At 45.7% G+C, this 14,814-nt stretch carries 10 protein-coding genes; 5 read left to right on the top strand and 5 right to left on the bottom strand.

Going from position 1 to position 14,814, the window contains the following annotated elements:
• Nucleotides 1-145 precede the first annotated feature (145 nt).
• A complete protein-coding gene (locus tag EDI28_RS03565) occupies nt 146-2,254 on the bottom strand; it encodes a plasmid pRiA4b ORF-3 family protein (RefSeq protein WP_128782439.1) in 2,109 nt (702 codons plus the stop codon).
• Between the two features lie 304 nt (nt 2,255-2,558).
• On the opposite strand from EDI28_RS03565, the gene EDI28_RS03560 reads away from it, so the two are divergent.
• Nucleotides 2,559-4,544 carry a bifunctional metallophosphatase/5'-nucleotidase gene (locus EDI28_RS03560; RefSeq protein WP_128782438.1) on the top strand — a complete coding sequence of 662 codons (1,986 nt, stop codon included), beginning with the start codon at nt 2,559-2,561 and terminating at the stop codon, nt 4,542-4,544.
• Between the two features lie 89 nt (nt 4,545-4,633).
• Here the strand turns inward: EDI28_RS03560 and EDI28_RS03555 are convergent, their stop codons facing one another.
• The gene (locus tag EDI28_RS03555) at nt 4,634-4,915 is read right to left on the bottom strand and encodes a hypothetical protein (protein WP_128782437.1); all 282 of its coding nucleotides are present in this window, start codon (nt 4,913-4,915) and stop codon (nt 4,634-4,636) included.
• Nucleotides 4,916-5,159: 244 nt separating this feature from the next.
• Between EDI28_RS03555 and EDI28_RS03550 the strand changes: the two genes are divergently transcribed.
• The 3 genes from EDI28_RS03550 to EDI28_RS03540 all read left to right on the top strand — a co-directional run bounded on the left by EDI28_RS03550 (nt 5,160) and on the right by EDI28_RS03540 (nt 9,854).
• On the top strand, nt 5,160-7,928 hold the full coding sequence (locus EDI28_RS03550) for an AMP-binding protein (protein WP_128782436.1): 2,769 nt from the start codon (nt 5,160-5,162) through the stop codon (nt 7,926-7,928).
• A gap of 1 nt (nt 7,929) precedes the next feature.
• Complete coding sequence (locus EDI28_RS03545) at nt 7,930-9,348, top strand: MBOAT family O-acyltransferase (protein ID WP_128782435.1); 1,419 nt, start codon at nt 7,930-7,932, stop codon at nt 9,346-9,348.
• A 140-nt stretch (nt 9,349-9,488) separates the two neighbouring features.
• On the top strand, nt 9,489-9,854 hold the full coding sequence (locus EDI28_RS03540; protein ID WP_128782434.1) for a hypothetical protein: 366 nt from the start codon (nt 9,489-9,491) through the stop codon (nt 9,852-9,854).
• Nucleotides 9,855-9,925: 71 nt separating this feature from the next.
• On the opposite strand, the gene EDI28_RS03535 is transcribed toward EDI28_RS03540, so the two are convergent.
• The gene (locus EDI28_RS03535) at nt 9,926-11,239 is read right to left on the bottom strand and encodes a ferredoxin reductase family protein (protein ID WP_128782433.1); all 1,314 of its coding nucleotides are present in this window, start codon (nt 11,237-11,239) and stop codon (nt 9,926-9,928) included.
• 665 nt (nt 11,240-11,904) lie between these two features.
• On the opposite strand from EDI28_RS03535, the gene EDI28_RS03525 reads away from it, so the two are divergent.
• Complete coding sequence (locus EDI28_RS03525; RefSeq protein WP_128782431.1) at nt 11,905-12,300, top strand: VF530 family DNA-binding protein; 396 nt, start codon at nt 11,905-11,907, stop codon at nt 12,298-12,300.
• A 72-nt stretch (nt 12,301-12,372) separates the two neighbouring features.
• On the opposite strand, the gene EDI28_RS03520 is transcribed toward EDI28_RS03525, so the two are convergent.
• Nucleotides 12,373-14,082, bottom strand: coding sequence for a class I SAM-dependent methyltransferase (locus tag EDI28_RS03520; RefSeq protein ID WP_128782977.1), 1,710 nt, complete (start codon nt 14,080-14,082; stop codon nt 12,373-12,375).
• Between the two features lie 162 nt (nt 14,083-14,244).
• Nucleotides 14,245-14,754, bottom strand: a complete 510-nt coding sequence (locus EDI28_RS03515) for a hypothetical protein (RefSeq protein WP_128782430.1) — start codon at nt 14,752-14,754, stop codon at nt 14,245-14,247.
• Between the last annotated feature and the right edge of the window lie 60 nt (nt 14,755-14,814).

Genomic DNA, 14,814 nt, shown 5'->3' with positions numbered 1-14,814 from the left:
TCACTAAATGTGCAAGTAAAAGTAAACCGCAGTCACAGAATGTGATGACGGATATGGTTTATGCTCAATAGCGGGTGAGAACAATTAAAAAAGCCAGCACTCTATGGCACTGGCTTTCAAACAAGAACTATTTCATTCTAGGGCATTAAAAACCGCACAGCTGGCTATTAACTCGCTCTTTATCCCATGCTTTAGGATCAAAATCTTCATCATCCCATCCGCTCCATTCAAGAAGCTCTAAATCATCATCACTACGTCTTTTTAATGCCTTCAGCAGCGTTTCATAACCCGGGATCCCACCACAGTCTTCTGGCGGGCAGCATCTGCTACCGGCTGTCACTTTCGGTGTTAAGCATCTTTTCTTCTGTACCTTCTCCAAGGTAATAGTGTGTGCCCAATAATCACCAAAATCATAAACATATTGCAGCTGATCACCCGGTTCTCTAAGCAACATCCCGACCATTATGTCCTCAAGTTGCTCATAGCCACTTTCTTCATCACCAGCAGGATAAGACTCGTCCCCAGACTCAAATTGGAAAAGATGGCTATCATCCCAACCCATCGCAATCTGAATCATAATATGCAAATCAATTAACGAGGTCTTGCTGCTTATATTTAGCCGACGCCACACCATTGGGCGAGTATGATCCAGTTCGACTTTTACCACATAGCCTACATCGGGTTCAGCCATAACCTCTATTGCCGCAAGCATATTCTGTTCATGTTTTACGGCCTCCAGCGATCGCTTAGCCAACACCTGCAACAATGGCAGCTTCTTGCGAGAAAAGCTGTTGTTCAGAATGTCATAGGCATTCAACAAGAATATTTCCTCATGCTTGCTGATACCTTCTTCTTTTGTTGCAAAATGGCAAAGCAAGCCGCTAAAGACCATTCGCTTGGCCAGAACAGTTCTGTCTTCGAGAAACACCTTATTGATAACATCTCTTGGTGTTTTACAACCCGTTGGCAGTGATGCTTCAAACCATGTATTAACTGCCGGGTAAATCAATAGCGAATCACTAATGGAACGCGCATGTTCAACAACTGAGGTATCTGGATGACCCAATCGGTTGTCAATAATATCGCTCAGTTTAGCAGGCTGAGGCTTGGCCCATTCGGCGGGTAACATGGTTAAAAAAAACAGAGCAGATATATCGAGAGGCGTTTGCGACTTCTGGTTTATCGTCAGCATCCACGGAAGCACATTTTTGATAAATACCGGTTCAACGGCATAAGCATCTGCATCTGCCATTATTTTCTGCTTCAGCGACTGCCATTCAGCTTTAGTGTCCAAAGGTCGATAAACACTTTCCGCAATCCCCATATCCAAACGGATCATCCCATTCCATACCGCATAGCCACTATTATCCTTAACCAAGGCCGTCAGTATGGTTCCTCCGAGTCCATCAGGCATCGTTGCCAGCACTTCAACAACCGATGCTTTCTGTACTTTCGGTTTGTGATAGCGCAAGACTTGACGCTGCCAATAATCAATTTGAGTTTTCAACTCATCGGAAACAAAATGGCGTAAAACAGTTAGATAGCCACTGTTCGTCAGCTTACCCCACTCCTTATCTGGCACACTGGCTAGAAATGACTGCGCTTGCTGCACTAAAACGGGCTCATGATGAGATAGCAGCATAACAGCTGCATCGATGTACCAGTCAAAAGCCGAAAGTGCTTCCAGCATGTTTTCAAGACCAGGAGCCGGGAGCATCGCTAATTCTGCTTCCATCATGAAAACAAAATCTTGTGCGTTATGAATACCCGATGAGCGAATGCCCTGTAACATCGCGCTTGTTAGCTCTTCGACATTGATATTCTCATCTTGGGCAGGCTCGTAATGCACGTGAAGCCATTCCATCACCAGATCGGACACTGGAATTTGCTGGCCCTTCAGGGTTCTTACAACCGCGTACAATTGTTCAGGATCGATCTCCTCATCCTCTACAGCGAAGATAAGACCATCAGAAATTTGTTCTGCAAACTCATTGAATAGCGCAGGATTCATTCGCTTCAAAGGCGCAAAATTTATCGCCGATATCTCCAACCAGCGCAATAGCTCCTGAAACTCATCAGTTTCAACTTCATAAGGGCACGAGATCCCCATGCCTACCAAGGCATCTAGCGCCTGGGGGGTATCTATCAAGTCTACAATCTCATCCGGCAACTCTTCTGGTAACAGTTCATTCTCACCGTCCAAGTGCTCTTCTAGATAGCCCTCAAACACATCAATTAAAGTTGATAATTCCACTCAAATAACCCCTTGTATAACCTACCGTTAGGATACTAACCTACTCATAGCGAACGAAGCTATACTCTCTATTTTGTCGGCTGCCTCACATTATTATCGGCTTAACCGCCCCTTCTCTGTTACCGGCAGCCAATCTGTTCAAATTATCAGCTATCTACACAACAACGACGATAATGTTTGAGTCAATCATAATGCAACTGTATGTATTTGCTAATTGCCCACTCTATCAATCTTGGCTATAGTGCGCTTGCCTCGCTATTTGCGGGGCATTTCTTTATCAAAGTTTTATTTTTTAGGTAGTTATATGACCTTTTCAAAGCCTCTAGTCGCTTTATCCGTCACGCTGGCTCTTGCTGGCTGTGCACAAACATCTATCCAACCGGACAATGCCTTCACACTGACCGTTGCTCATATCAACGACACGCATTCAAATTTTGATCCGGTGAAATCTAGCTTCAAAGCCGACGATACGCTGGTTTATAACGAGTTTGGTGGCTTCCCTCGCCTCCAAACTATGGCAGAAGAATACAAGCTGGCTGCCAAGCAGCAAAACAACAGCTTCCTATTCCTGCACGGTGGCGATGCATGGCAAGGCAGTGCCTATTTCAAACTCAATGAAGGGGCTATGAATGCCGAACTATTGAGCAAAATGGGCCTGGATGCCATGGCACTTGGCAACCACGAATTCGATCTCAACAACACAAAACTGAACCAGTTCATCAGTGATATCAACTTCCCAGTTGTTGCTGCCAATATCGATACCAGCAACGATGCGGATCTTAAAGATCAAACTAACCTGAAACCATTTGTGATCTTCGCATTCGACGGCAATAACAAAACCGTTGTCGAAGACCTGAACAATCTACCTCAGGATAAAGATCTGGTTGCTGTCTTCGGTCTCGCACTCGATGACATGCCAAATCTGGCACCAAATACAGGTAACGTAGAATTCCACGATATGGTGGATTCCGCTCAGGCAACTGTCGACATGTTCAAATCAAAAGGGATCAACAACATTGTTGCCCTCACCCACATTGGCAATGCTGTGGATGTGGACATCGCGTCGAAAGTTAATGGTATCGATCTGATTGTTGGCGGCCACTCGCATACGCTGCTTGGCGATTTCACCAATATTGGCCATGATCACAACGGAACTTATGCACAGATGGTGCAAAACCCGAATGGCCAGAACCAAACATGCGTCGTTCAGGCTGGCCAGTATGCTCAGGCAATCGGCCAACTCGCAGTCAGTTTCGATACCAACGGTGATGTTACTGCCTGTAACGGTCTAAATATCCTGCTAAGTAATGACGAATACTACCATTCGCCAACTCGCGAGACTGAAAGCAAATTCAACTCGGCTGATACTGTCAAAGTGGTTGAGTTCATTGATAGTGAAGAGAACATCACTATCACCGAAGAAGAAGCCGCGATGCGTGGTCTGATTGACAGCAAGTACAAGCCAGCCGTCGACCAAGCCTACGGCAGCGTGATCGCTCAGGTTGCTGACGAGATCACTCACGAGCGCCGTCCGGGTGATCGTGGTACCGACAAACACGGCTCAGATGTTGCCGCCATCATTGCTGAAGGCCAGTACTACTGGACAAATACGGAAGAAGTTCAGCAAGTAACCGGTATGAAAGTGGATTTTTCACTCATTGGCGCAGGCGGGATCCGCACGAATATCGAAGCGGGTGAATACCGTGAAGGTAACGTTGCTCTTGAGATGCTGCCATTCTCTAACTTCATGTCTGTATTGCCAGTCAAAGGAGCTGATATCAAAGCGCTGGTTGAAGGTGCTATTACCGCCACGCTACCTGAAGGTTCTCATGCCGGTAAATTCCCTTACGGCGGCCATATTCGCTACCAGTTCACCGAGACCGCAGCAAACCAGAGCGGCAAGCTAGACTATGTTGAGGTGATGACAGGCACAACAGCGAAACCAGTATGGACTCCGCTTGAAGACAACAAGACCTACCACGTTGCAATCAACAACTACAATGCAACCGGAAACGATGGCTGGACGCCGCTGTTCAAGGCCCAGCAAAACAATTCCGGCCGCGTTGACCTTGCTTATGTCGATGGCAAGCTGACTGGTTTTAACGTGAAGAACATTGAAGAAGTTGGCGGAAAATATAAAGTTCGCTACGAGACTGAGGGGCCGAACTGCAAAGCGGAAAACACCCGCTGCAATACTGATGCCCAGTCTGTCATCGACTACATTTCCAACGAGCGACCGACTCTGACCCCACTTGACTATCAGGTGGTGACTTTCGAGCGCACGCACTAACCTCTATACCGTATAAAGCTATTCCTAATAGGCAATGTTCTGGGGCTTTCTTTTCGAAAGCCCTTTTCTACCCTGCCGCAACGTAACCCTTAGCAGTAACCATGGCTTCTTTTCCAGCTGTCACTCATCTTATCGAGTACACAAGCTGGAAGTGGGCGGTGTGCCCTGGCTGGCTGGGTTGCGATGGTACGATAGCCCGCGGCAATTAAGCGTAAATCGAACGCCTTGTCGATCGGCATTCCAGCACGGCTTAAATCCCAGCGAAATACTCTCAGTGACATGTACTCATGCGGTGCCAATTCACCGCCATATGGATACTTCAACACTTTCCCGTAGGCTTGTTTTGCCAGTTCGAAGTTAACTTCAATCATAAGCGCCCCCAAACACACTGGTTATAATAACAGTAGTTCGTTACAGGGTAGCTTGCAAAAATGATTTGATAAAACACTACCTAGGTCATAAAAATACAGTTATCAACAGCAAATAAATGCTGCATCACCTCCTTATCTACCAACCTATTGGGGCTATTTCGTTTCAATCCGTGATTTATGAACATCTTCTCCTATGCTTAGGCTATGACAAATTAATGCTAACGAAGCAGTGAAGGGACGCAATTTGTTTGTAGATACGCTAAGACGTCATGGTGATCTTCCCGCTATTATCACTGATACGGGCTCAAAACTGAGTTACTCCGAACTTGCTGATCAAGTTGACGCTTTTGCCCACGATTTAGGATCTCGACGTCAATTACTGATCATTGAAACCCTGAATGAAGTCAGCCCTTTAATTGCCTACCTTGGCGCCATGCGTGCGCGTCACCCTGTAATATTGGTAGCGCCAGGAGCAACAGCCAAAGACACCAATATCCTTGATACCTTCGCGCCTTATGCCATATACCGGCAAAACAGCATCAACCAACAAGACAGTACCGGCCAACAGGACAATAGCGACCAGCATGGCTATATCAGCAACTGGACGCTCGAACTGAATCCAGAGCATCGGGAAGTTGCCCTTCACCCCGATCTCAGTGTCCTATTATCAACATCAGGCACTACCGGCAGTGCTAAACTGGTTAGGTTATCGCAAAGTAACATTGATTCGAATGCCCGTTCCATTGCCCAATATCTAGAATTGGATACACACCAAAAGGCCATCACAACACTTCCTTTTCATTACTCCTTCGGTATGTCTGTTATCAACTCGCACCTTGCTGTTGGTGCAACGGTACTGCTAACGGAACACTCAGTCTCTCAACAGGCATTCTGGGCGTTTTTCCGTCAGGCTGAAGCCACCAGCCTTTATGGCGTCCCCTATACGTTTGAGTTGATGGAAAGAATGGGCTTTAGAGACAAGCTCTTTCCTTCACTGCAATATATCGCCCAAGCTGGAGGACGGCTTTCGACAGATATTATTACCCACTATCTCGGCTGGGCTGAGCAACAACAAAAGCGCCTGTTTGTGATGTATGGCCAAACTGAAGCCTCACCGCGCATGGCCTATGTGCCACCGGAACAACTACAGCAAAACCGGGACTGTATTGGAATACCGATACCGGGAGGAAGCTTTAAGCTTATCGATCAGCAAGGGGAGGAAATCGGCGGCCCCGAGCAAAGCGGAGAGCTTGTCTACCAAGGTCCCAACGTTATGATGGGATATGCCACATGCCCGCAAGATTTGGCTAAAGGCAAAGACGTTAAGTTATTGCACACGGGCGATCTGGCTAGCCGTAATTCTGCGGGACTCTACCGCATTGTCGGCAGGATGAGCCGGTTCTGTAAGCTTTTCGGCCTGCGTATCAGCCTTGACGAGGTTGAACTGTTCCTACAACAATCAGGCTTTACCACGGTAGTTGTCGGCAACGATTCCGCACTGCTCATTGCAACATTACAAAAAAAGTCTACCCCTGCGATTGTTGAGGCTCTCACATCCCGTTATCAGCTTGGTTCAAGCGTATTCATCGTCAGAGAAATGGAAGAATATCCACTACTCCCATCAGGAAAAGTAGATAACCGGACCCTGTTATCACTCCTTGAGCCTGGCAAGCAAACAAACGCACCCACACGCTATGGCAACCTCTTCGAGGCTTATAGCACCATCTTCGGCAACAAGGATATCCGTGAAGAGGATAGTTTCTTAAGTCTAGGGGGGGATTCTCTCTGCTATGTTGCTACCTCTGTTGCAATTGAAGACTACCTGACATTTCTCCCCGACAATTGGGAAGCCATGACTGTCGGACAGTTAGAGAGTTACTCAATAACGTCTCAGCAGTCACAGTCACACCGACAACGCGAACCCAGAGCCTGGCTGACTATCTCTTTCATTATTGGCATTCTATTGGTTGGAGAAATCTTCCTTCAGGCCCGTACCTATATTAAAACGGGACGTAACGTATTATCACTACTGACTGATGAAAGTGCCGTCGTGTTCAATAAAGAACTTCAAACACGCACTTATCGTCCAAATCTCATTATCAAAGACACAGAGACCCGGCAAGACCGCATGGTCATTAACTCACACGGCCTGCGCAGTCCGGAAATACCGCTTGAACGTCAATCGAATGAAATTCGCTATGCCGTTGTCGGTGCCTCTACCGTTGCTGGGATCTATGCGGAAACCAATGAACGCACTTTCTCTCAACTTCTCGCCTCGGTTCTAAAGGAAAAGTACAGCCATCGTCCGGTCAATATCATCAATGCCGGAATTGAAGGCAGCTCGTTAAGTGAAACACAGCAAGTCACCGAAAGTATTGTCTATAAGCTGTCGCCTTCCGCCGTTATTATCTATCCCGGATTTAACGATATTAGCCTGCTATGCCCTAACGAAGGTTCCCCAAAGGGCCCCACAGAAACTCAGACGACTGACAAGACTGACACAACTAGCACACGACAGGCGCTGGATTATCCCAAGTTACCTAACTGGCTAATGAGCAAGGATATGATCCAGAAAAATACAATATTTCTCAGGACACCGAAAGTAACAAAAATCAACTCGATAGATCCGGAAACCATTAATCCCACCGATTATAGAGATAGAATTGAGTCTCTGGTGAAAAGCATTATCGCACAAGGGATCAAACCGGTATTGGTTACCGTTGCCCGCTCTTATATCAACGTGCCGAAAGAGCAGCAAGCCAGTCTCGCAGCCACTTCGTTGTATTATTATCACTGCCTCGACTTAAACGGCATCATCCATATCGGAGAGCTCTACAACGATCAAATTCGCTCTGTTGCCCAGCAGTACAACACACCTTTCGTCGATCTCGCAGAAGCAATGCCCGGTGGCAGCCAATACTTCGTCGATGGAGGACATTTCACTTTCAAAGGTGAACAGTTTGTCGCTGAAACACTAAACAACGAATTAACAAGCCAGTTAATGGAGCGATAAAATGGTAATTACCTCCCTGTCCTATTTTATTTTTGCACTCTTTGCTTTGATCGGGTGTGCGGCATTGCAGCACCACAACGAGCACAAAAAAAGCTTCCTTCTGCTTATTAGCTATTACTTTTATATGACGTTCGACTGGCGCTTCTCTGCCCTGCTTATAGCCCTTACTGGAATGAACTATATTGCCGGGCACATTATAATTACCCACCCGCGAATGGCAATCAGAAAACTAGCCCTAGCGGGAGCTATCGGCTTTAGTTTACTCATTCTGTTCTATTTCAAGTACAGCAACTTTTTCATCGACTCTTTGTATGATTTTCTGCATATGTTCGGAGTCTCCGGCCGCAGTCCATTTGTCGATGTGATCCTACCGATTGGCATATCCTTTATGACCTTTCAGGCCATTACCTACCCAATAGACCTCTATCAGCAGCGATTAACAAAATCTTGCACCATCAAAGATTTCGCATTGTTCATGGCGTTTTTCCCCCAGTTGCTCTCAGGCCCTATCGTCAGAGCCTCCTACTTTATGCCGCAGCTGGAATCAAACAAGAAGCTATCCGGTCAGGCGATGATGGAAGGCCTGACACTGATTATTCGCGGGCTAATCAAAAAGATCATGATTGCCGATATTCTCGCGCTGCATATCGTCGACCCGGCCTTTAGCGAACCGTCTGAATTTTCCTCGCTCTTTCTCGTCATCGCATTGTTCGCCTACAGCTTTCAAGTCTATATGGATTTAAGCGGTTATACCGATATTGCCATTGGTGTCGCTAAAATGATGGGCTTTAAATTGCCCATCAATTTCAACCGGCCCTATATGGCAACCAGTGTGGCCAATTTCTGGCAACGCTGGCATATCACCATGTCCTCTTTCTTTCGCGATTACTTATACGAAGCGATTAAAAACTGGCACTGGAGCAATATCTATTTCAACCTACTGCTTGTGTTTGTGGCCATCGGTATCTGGCATGGTGCAGGCTGGAACTTCGTCTTATATGGTGTGATCCACGGCAGCCTTGTCAGTATCGAGCACTACCGCAGCCTCATTAGAGAAAGAAAAGGTCACCCCCCGCTAATATTCCGCGGCATAACCCTAGCCGTACGTATTCTGCAAATTTTCACCATCATTACCCTCACCCGCCTACTCTTCAGAGCCGAAGATCTAGCAGCCAGCTGGCACTACTTACACGCTATCGCCAATGCAACAACCAGTGACTTACCGATCTCGCCCATAGCAGGCGGTGCGCTTTTCCTTGCCGCCTTACTTCACTTCACGCCGGTTCGCTGGCGTGATCGGTTAATGCAAACCGCCGTCAGGATCCCTGAATACGGCTACGCGACAGTAACAGTAACGCTTATTTACCTGATGGCGGCCTTGGGCTCTGATAAGGCTGCATTTATTTATTTCCAATTTTAAAGGGCTAGCAATAATCCTATCCAAAGCCATAAACGTTTACTTTTTGCTCAGCCAACCACCAGAGTAAATGTTATGGCTTTAAACTCACCCGTCGCTCCTTTACTATTCCCTCTCCTCAAAACCCCAAGGACAAACACCCGATGCAACAAGTAAACATCGCTCCAAATCCACAAATCGCTGTCATCTTCAAAGGTTGGGCTGCTGACTGGGCAAAAGAAAGCCAGGCAGACAAGAAAGACATGGCAACGAAGTTTCATACTGTTTATAGCATTGCGACTAAGGTATTTTCCGAGGGCGGTGAAGTAGAGATGACATTCCTTTCTGCACTGTTTCAAGACTGTAAGCAGAAGCTAGAAATGGCCGAAGCCATGAACGAAAAAGTAAAGGCTAGCCTGAAAGATGATGACGAACGCGCACAGGCTATCATTGCCAAGGTAAACAGCGCCGCACAAGACGCTGCACATGTTGTTCGCTACCTAGGTCAGCTGTTGATGCCAGCGGCATAAGGTCACCATCCGAATAACCATACCCAAACCACTCAAGGTGCTAGTTTCAGCAATGACGGTTTGGGTATACGTTATCTCATTTTGAATATTTCGGTATGAAAGCGCTCGCTACCTATACCTACAGAGGCTAAATCCGTACGCAAAGAATCACCAAATGCTGCTGGCCCACAAAAACTGACATCAAACTCTTTGCTGCTTGTTGTGCTAACTATCTGCTCTGCACTTAGGAACTCCCCTTTATCAGCATCGAGAACTTCAAGTTCAATGCAATCTAATTGTCCTAAAATAGCGAGGATTTCCTTTTCAAAGAACGCTTCCTTCCTCGAGTTGACACAATAGAAGAGGTGGATTTTTTTATACTTAAGATTTTCCTTGCTGGCTTTTCGCTCTAGCCAATACAACCTGGAAATAAATGGAACAATACCTATCCCTGCCCCAACCCAAACTTGCATTGCTTGCTGCGGTATCTGGAAATACCCATACCCACCTTCAACAGTCACACTTTGACCAACCGTTAATTGATTAACCATTTGATGGGTATAATCGCCTAAATCTTTAATACCAAACTCGATAAACTGTGTTTCCTCATCGTAGTCTAAAATTGAGAAAGGATGCGGGGCTTCTCCATCATGAAAGTTCAAATAGGCGAACTGGCCTTCTTTATAATGAATTGTTGAATCTAATTTAATACCAACCCGAATGACGCTATTACTTTCTGTACCGGCTTTAAATCGCTCAGCCGACACCACCTCTCCCGTGGATTTATTACTGGCGCCAATTTTCCCAGTTAACGACAAGTAGCTGCACCAAATACCGACAACAGAAACACCAGCAATGGCAATATTCATCAATATTGACTGGCTATTCCAATCAAGTAATAAGACAGTATGGATAACACCGGCAATAACCAGCAAGCCACCTATTTTATGCGTGAATTTGAACTTCTTATAGCTAATGGCCTGTACCAAGCTAATGACGCTAAAGAGTAAGAAGATATAGAAAGTAATCTCTCCTATCTCACTGGCAATATGGTGCCAGTTAACCCCTTCAATTGCAGGTCTGCTTCCGTTGGGCCTGGCTAGCAGCCCCGCTTGTACAAGCCACTTTGCACTTTGTACACATAGCCAGTGCAAAACTAAAACCACCGTCGCACCTATACCGAGGTTTTTATGCAACGCATAACCTTTATCTAACCCATTCAACCGGCTCTCAACCCAGCTAAACCTTGCAGCGATCAGTACGGCAAAGCTCATATACCCAAGTCCAATTATGCCCGTCAACATAGTTAGCTGATGACGCCAAAAAAAGAAGTCACCCATTTCGTCATAGCCCATCAACAGGGCTGGGGACCATAGCAATACGAGTATCAGTGTAAATTTCAACATAGCGGTAGCTTCTAATAGTAAAGTGAAAAACAGTCATAACCTGTACCTATGAAATACATGATATTCGCTCTCCAGCGTTATAAAAGCGACTTTACTTAGCTTCAAACAAGTTTACGCTTGTTTACATAACCACACGTAAACAATGGCTATATTACATCTGAAAACACCCCACTCTTACTATGCATTATGACGATCGCAACCATCACCTTACCAAGGTGCATCAATATACGATGTGCAAATTACATCTTTTTCCATAGAAATCGGGCAGTTTTGACATTCCCCTGAAATTCACCGCCTCAAAAAATGATTAACTATCCTCATAGACAGATATCACTATGCATCTTTATCAACGTTAATCGGCGAGGTAACTATGGCTCAAGTACTAGAGGATCAAGCAAGCGGACTCAGAGATGCTTTCTTACGGCAGCAATGTCTCAGCCGGGTTAGAAACTACCAAACCAGAGTCCGTAAGGCCATAAGCCACAACAGAATAGACGATGCCTCGTTCTTGCTGACACGGCTGGAAATCGCACAGCAGCAGCTTGAGGCAACATATAAGTATATATAAGGCTCGCTATACCTTTCCAACAGCACTATCTATTTGGCATGAGTAGACAGTATAATGTGCGCTGATCCCGCCACATGCACCTGTTTTAGGAATAGCAATGCTAGAAGAACAACAAAATAACCCGCTACACGGCCTTAAGCTAGAAACGTTACTGACCGAGCTTGTCGATTTTTACGGCTGGGAGATACTCGATACTGCATTGCGTTTAAACTGTTTTCATACGAACCCTAGCATTGCAGGCAGCCTTAAGTTTCTTCGCAAAACAGAGTGGGCCCGAGAAAAACTAGAAACGTTTTATTTGTCCCGTTTCAAGCGTATGCCAAAGCCTAGCGAAGAAGAGCTAGAATTACCCCCTCGTAAACGCACTTTCGCTGTCGGTATTGTGCCACGGGAGCCAATGGAGCTGACCGTTGAATCTATTCTGCTTTCTCAGGCAAAAGCGGCATCTGCCTATAAAGCAAGATCATCACACAAGCACCCTCGCCGCCGATAGGCGTTTAACATATAACCGCTGTAAGGTTTGAACAAAAACACTTGCTCGGGAGGGTGAAGGCTCTTTGCTAAATCACCACTCCCTCACCAGCAATCGACTCTTCACTCCTTTGACTTGCAATCCCATTGCATCAAAAACATCATCAAAGTTTCGACATTGTGGCGGAAGGTTTGGCAATGATAATACAGCCTCATCGAAAAAGCGGGTTTGCTCTTGATCGCTTTGCCAGGCAGTTTGCCACCAGTCCAAAATCAACTCCCTTGAATCATGAAGACGTTTGGATGTCGGTAGCCTGTCTTTCTTTTCCTGGTTTTCGTTAGTCGTGGTTGGTAACAAGTTCCATCGATCATTATTTGGCCAGTATGCGAACGGCAGGCAATGATCCACATGATATTGATTGCGCAATTTTTTCCCACTCCAGACACTGTGTATTTCAGTGCCACACTGGCGCAGGACATCTACTTTTTTTCGCACCTCACGAGTATCATGATCTTTATCTATCCAAATCAAGCAGTCATGGTAAGTCTCTAACGAAATATTTCGCTCCACATTTCGACTGTAGCTTTGCATCTCCCTAATCCATTGATTAACTACCAATGGCTCAATCCATGAGTGGTATAGCCGGAAGCAATCCCATAAGCTCTCATCCAGAACCAACTCACCATAACTCGCAAGAAACGCTGAATCGAGTAGCAAAGATGATTGCTTTCGTTTAGTTTTACGAGCAACGCCAAATATACGATTATCTTTATTCCCAATATAAGTAAACTTTATCGGATTTTGAATAATGGTATCTAACGTGTCCTTAAGTGTTTCCTGCAAAACAATTGCGTCTTCACCGGTAAATAAAGAACCAACGGACAAGTCATCTGCCCCCAGATGTTTAAGCTTGCGCCAACCGTTAGGCTTGACAAAACCAAGTCCCAAATTAGGATTGGAATTCTGTTGAATATCACCAATATCAATTAAACGCTTAAACTGACGAATCCAATATAGTCCGACAAGACCAAGTGGAATAGCTATCTTACCGTCTGTTCTATCCAACACAGCACCGGGATGGGCGTCAGCAATTCGCAGCAAAGTTCGCAGTAGCGCTAATTTGTAGGTCGCAGATTTACTGTCATTGACAATGATATGGCGAACTTTCGTTAAATCTCCCGAACCATCATCCGGCAGGTTGAAAACTATTGTTTGCCACTGGACATCGTCTCGCCCCATTGCATCTTTACTAAGTTCACTTTTGTAGCAAACATGTAACGCATGTTCTGTCGCAAGCTTCTCAAGTTCCTCAACAGAAACACCATGGGTTGTGCGGCCATCATCAAAATCGCCATGACGCAGTGAGATAACTAATTTTCCATTTGCAGCCAGTAAATTAGCCAACTTTCGGAATGCTCGTTTACGCTTAGATATCGCTAAATGCATCCAGACCGCAGACACAAGAATCAAATCAAAACGCATCCCCAAATCAGTCACTTTCTTCAACTCAGGAAGAACATCATCCAGCCAAGTCACCTCTAGAGCGTCTGTATACTTACGACCTAAAAGACTCAAGGATTTAGCAGGTTCAATTGCAAAGACCTCGCAACCGCACTTGGCAAACCATCTAGCATCACGGCCAGAACCGGCTCCCACATCCAAAACACGAACAGGTGGCTGTCCATCACCCGCCACTGGCCAATATGGCTTCCAGTTTGCGTGGACATCTTCAAAGGAAAGCTGCTGATAACTATCAGCAAGGCTTGAGGCATTTTGATGGTAAAAGTCAATATTTTTGTTCACAGCAAGTACGCTTACTTTATGCAATGGCGCTCATTTTAATCCCAATAATTATTAATTGCATCAAAGAGATAGAGAGAGCTTTAACAAGCGCACACTTTAGCCCTGCCGCTGTATAAACAGAGGAAGATGACAGATGGGATATAAATACAACTTGAGAGTAACCTACGCCACACCCAGCAAACCATCATGACAGCAACCACATACCTGCTCGTCATCAAGATAGCCTGCAGGTCGAATCGTGTTACAGGTTTTACACGGGTTGAAATAGGCTCCGTTGCTGAGGGTTTCCAGTAGTACGTGGATAGCACTAATAATATCATCACATCGATATGTGCCAACCGTGTGCCAGCGATGAACGGGTTTATGACCACCTTGGAGAACAGTACAGACCTTCAGACTAATAGGCTTGAAGTTTTCATCATTGCAGGCCGTAATTAAACCTAGGTTGTCAGCGTTGAAAAAGTCGATAGGCATGTAGGAGCCCATACAAACATAAGGGTAATGGCTGTGAAGATCCTCAAGCGACAGATATTTGTCTCGTTGAATACCCTGCTCTAGCAACAGGCTTTCAATATAAACCAATACGCCCTGTCGCAAATTGTCATCAAGGCACACGACTCCCTGAATCAACACGTCATACGCCCGCGCCAGCTGTTTTTTTGAAAACGTCACTTTCTACCACTACCTAATCTACCGCGCCCTCAATAACCATCTCTATGGTATAAAGGCAAT

It is taken from the genome of Photobacterium chitinilyticum, from assembly GCF_004104355.1.
In the GTDB taxonomy this organism is placed as follows: domain Bacteria; phylum Pseudomonadota; class Gammaproteobacteria; order Enterobacterales; family Vibrionaceae; genus Photobacterium; species Photobacterium chitinilyticum.
This window is presented reverse-complemented; position numbering and strand designations above follow the sequence as displayed.

Coding starts and splice junctions, on each gene's coding strand:
- EDI28_RS03525 (WP_128782431.1), top strand. CDS start 11,905: ATGCTAGAAGAACAACAAAATAACCCGCTACACGGCCTTAAGCTAGAA.
- EDI28_RS03560 (WP_128782438.1), top strand. CDS start 2,559: ATGACCTTTTCAAAGCCTCTAGTCGCTTTATCCGTCACGCTGGCTCTT.
- EDI28_RS03535 (WP_128782433.1), bottom strand. CDS start 11,239: ATGTTGAAATTTACACTGATACTCGTATTGCTATGGTCCCCAGCCCTG.
- EDI28_RS03555 (WP_128782437.1), bottom strand. CDS start 4,915: ATGATTGAAGTTAACTTCGAACTGGCAAAACAAGCCTACGGGAAAGTG.
- EDI28_RS03540 (WP_128782434.1), top strand. CDS start 9,489: ATGCAACAAGTAAACATCGCTCCAAATCCACAAATCGCTGTCATCTTC.
- EDI28_RS03545 (WP_128782435.1), top strand. CDS start 7,930: ATGGTAATTACCTCCCTGTCCTATTTTATTTTTGCACTCTTTGCTTTG.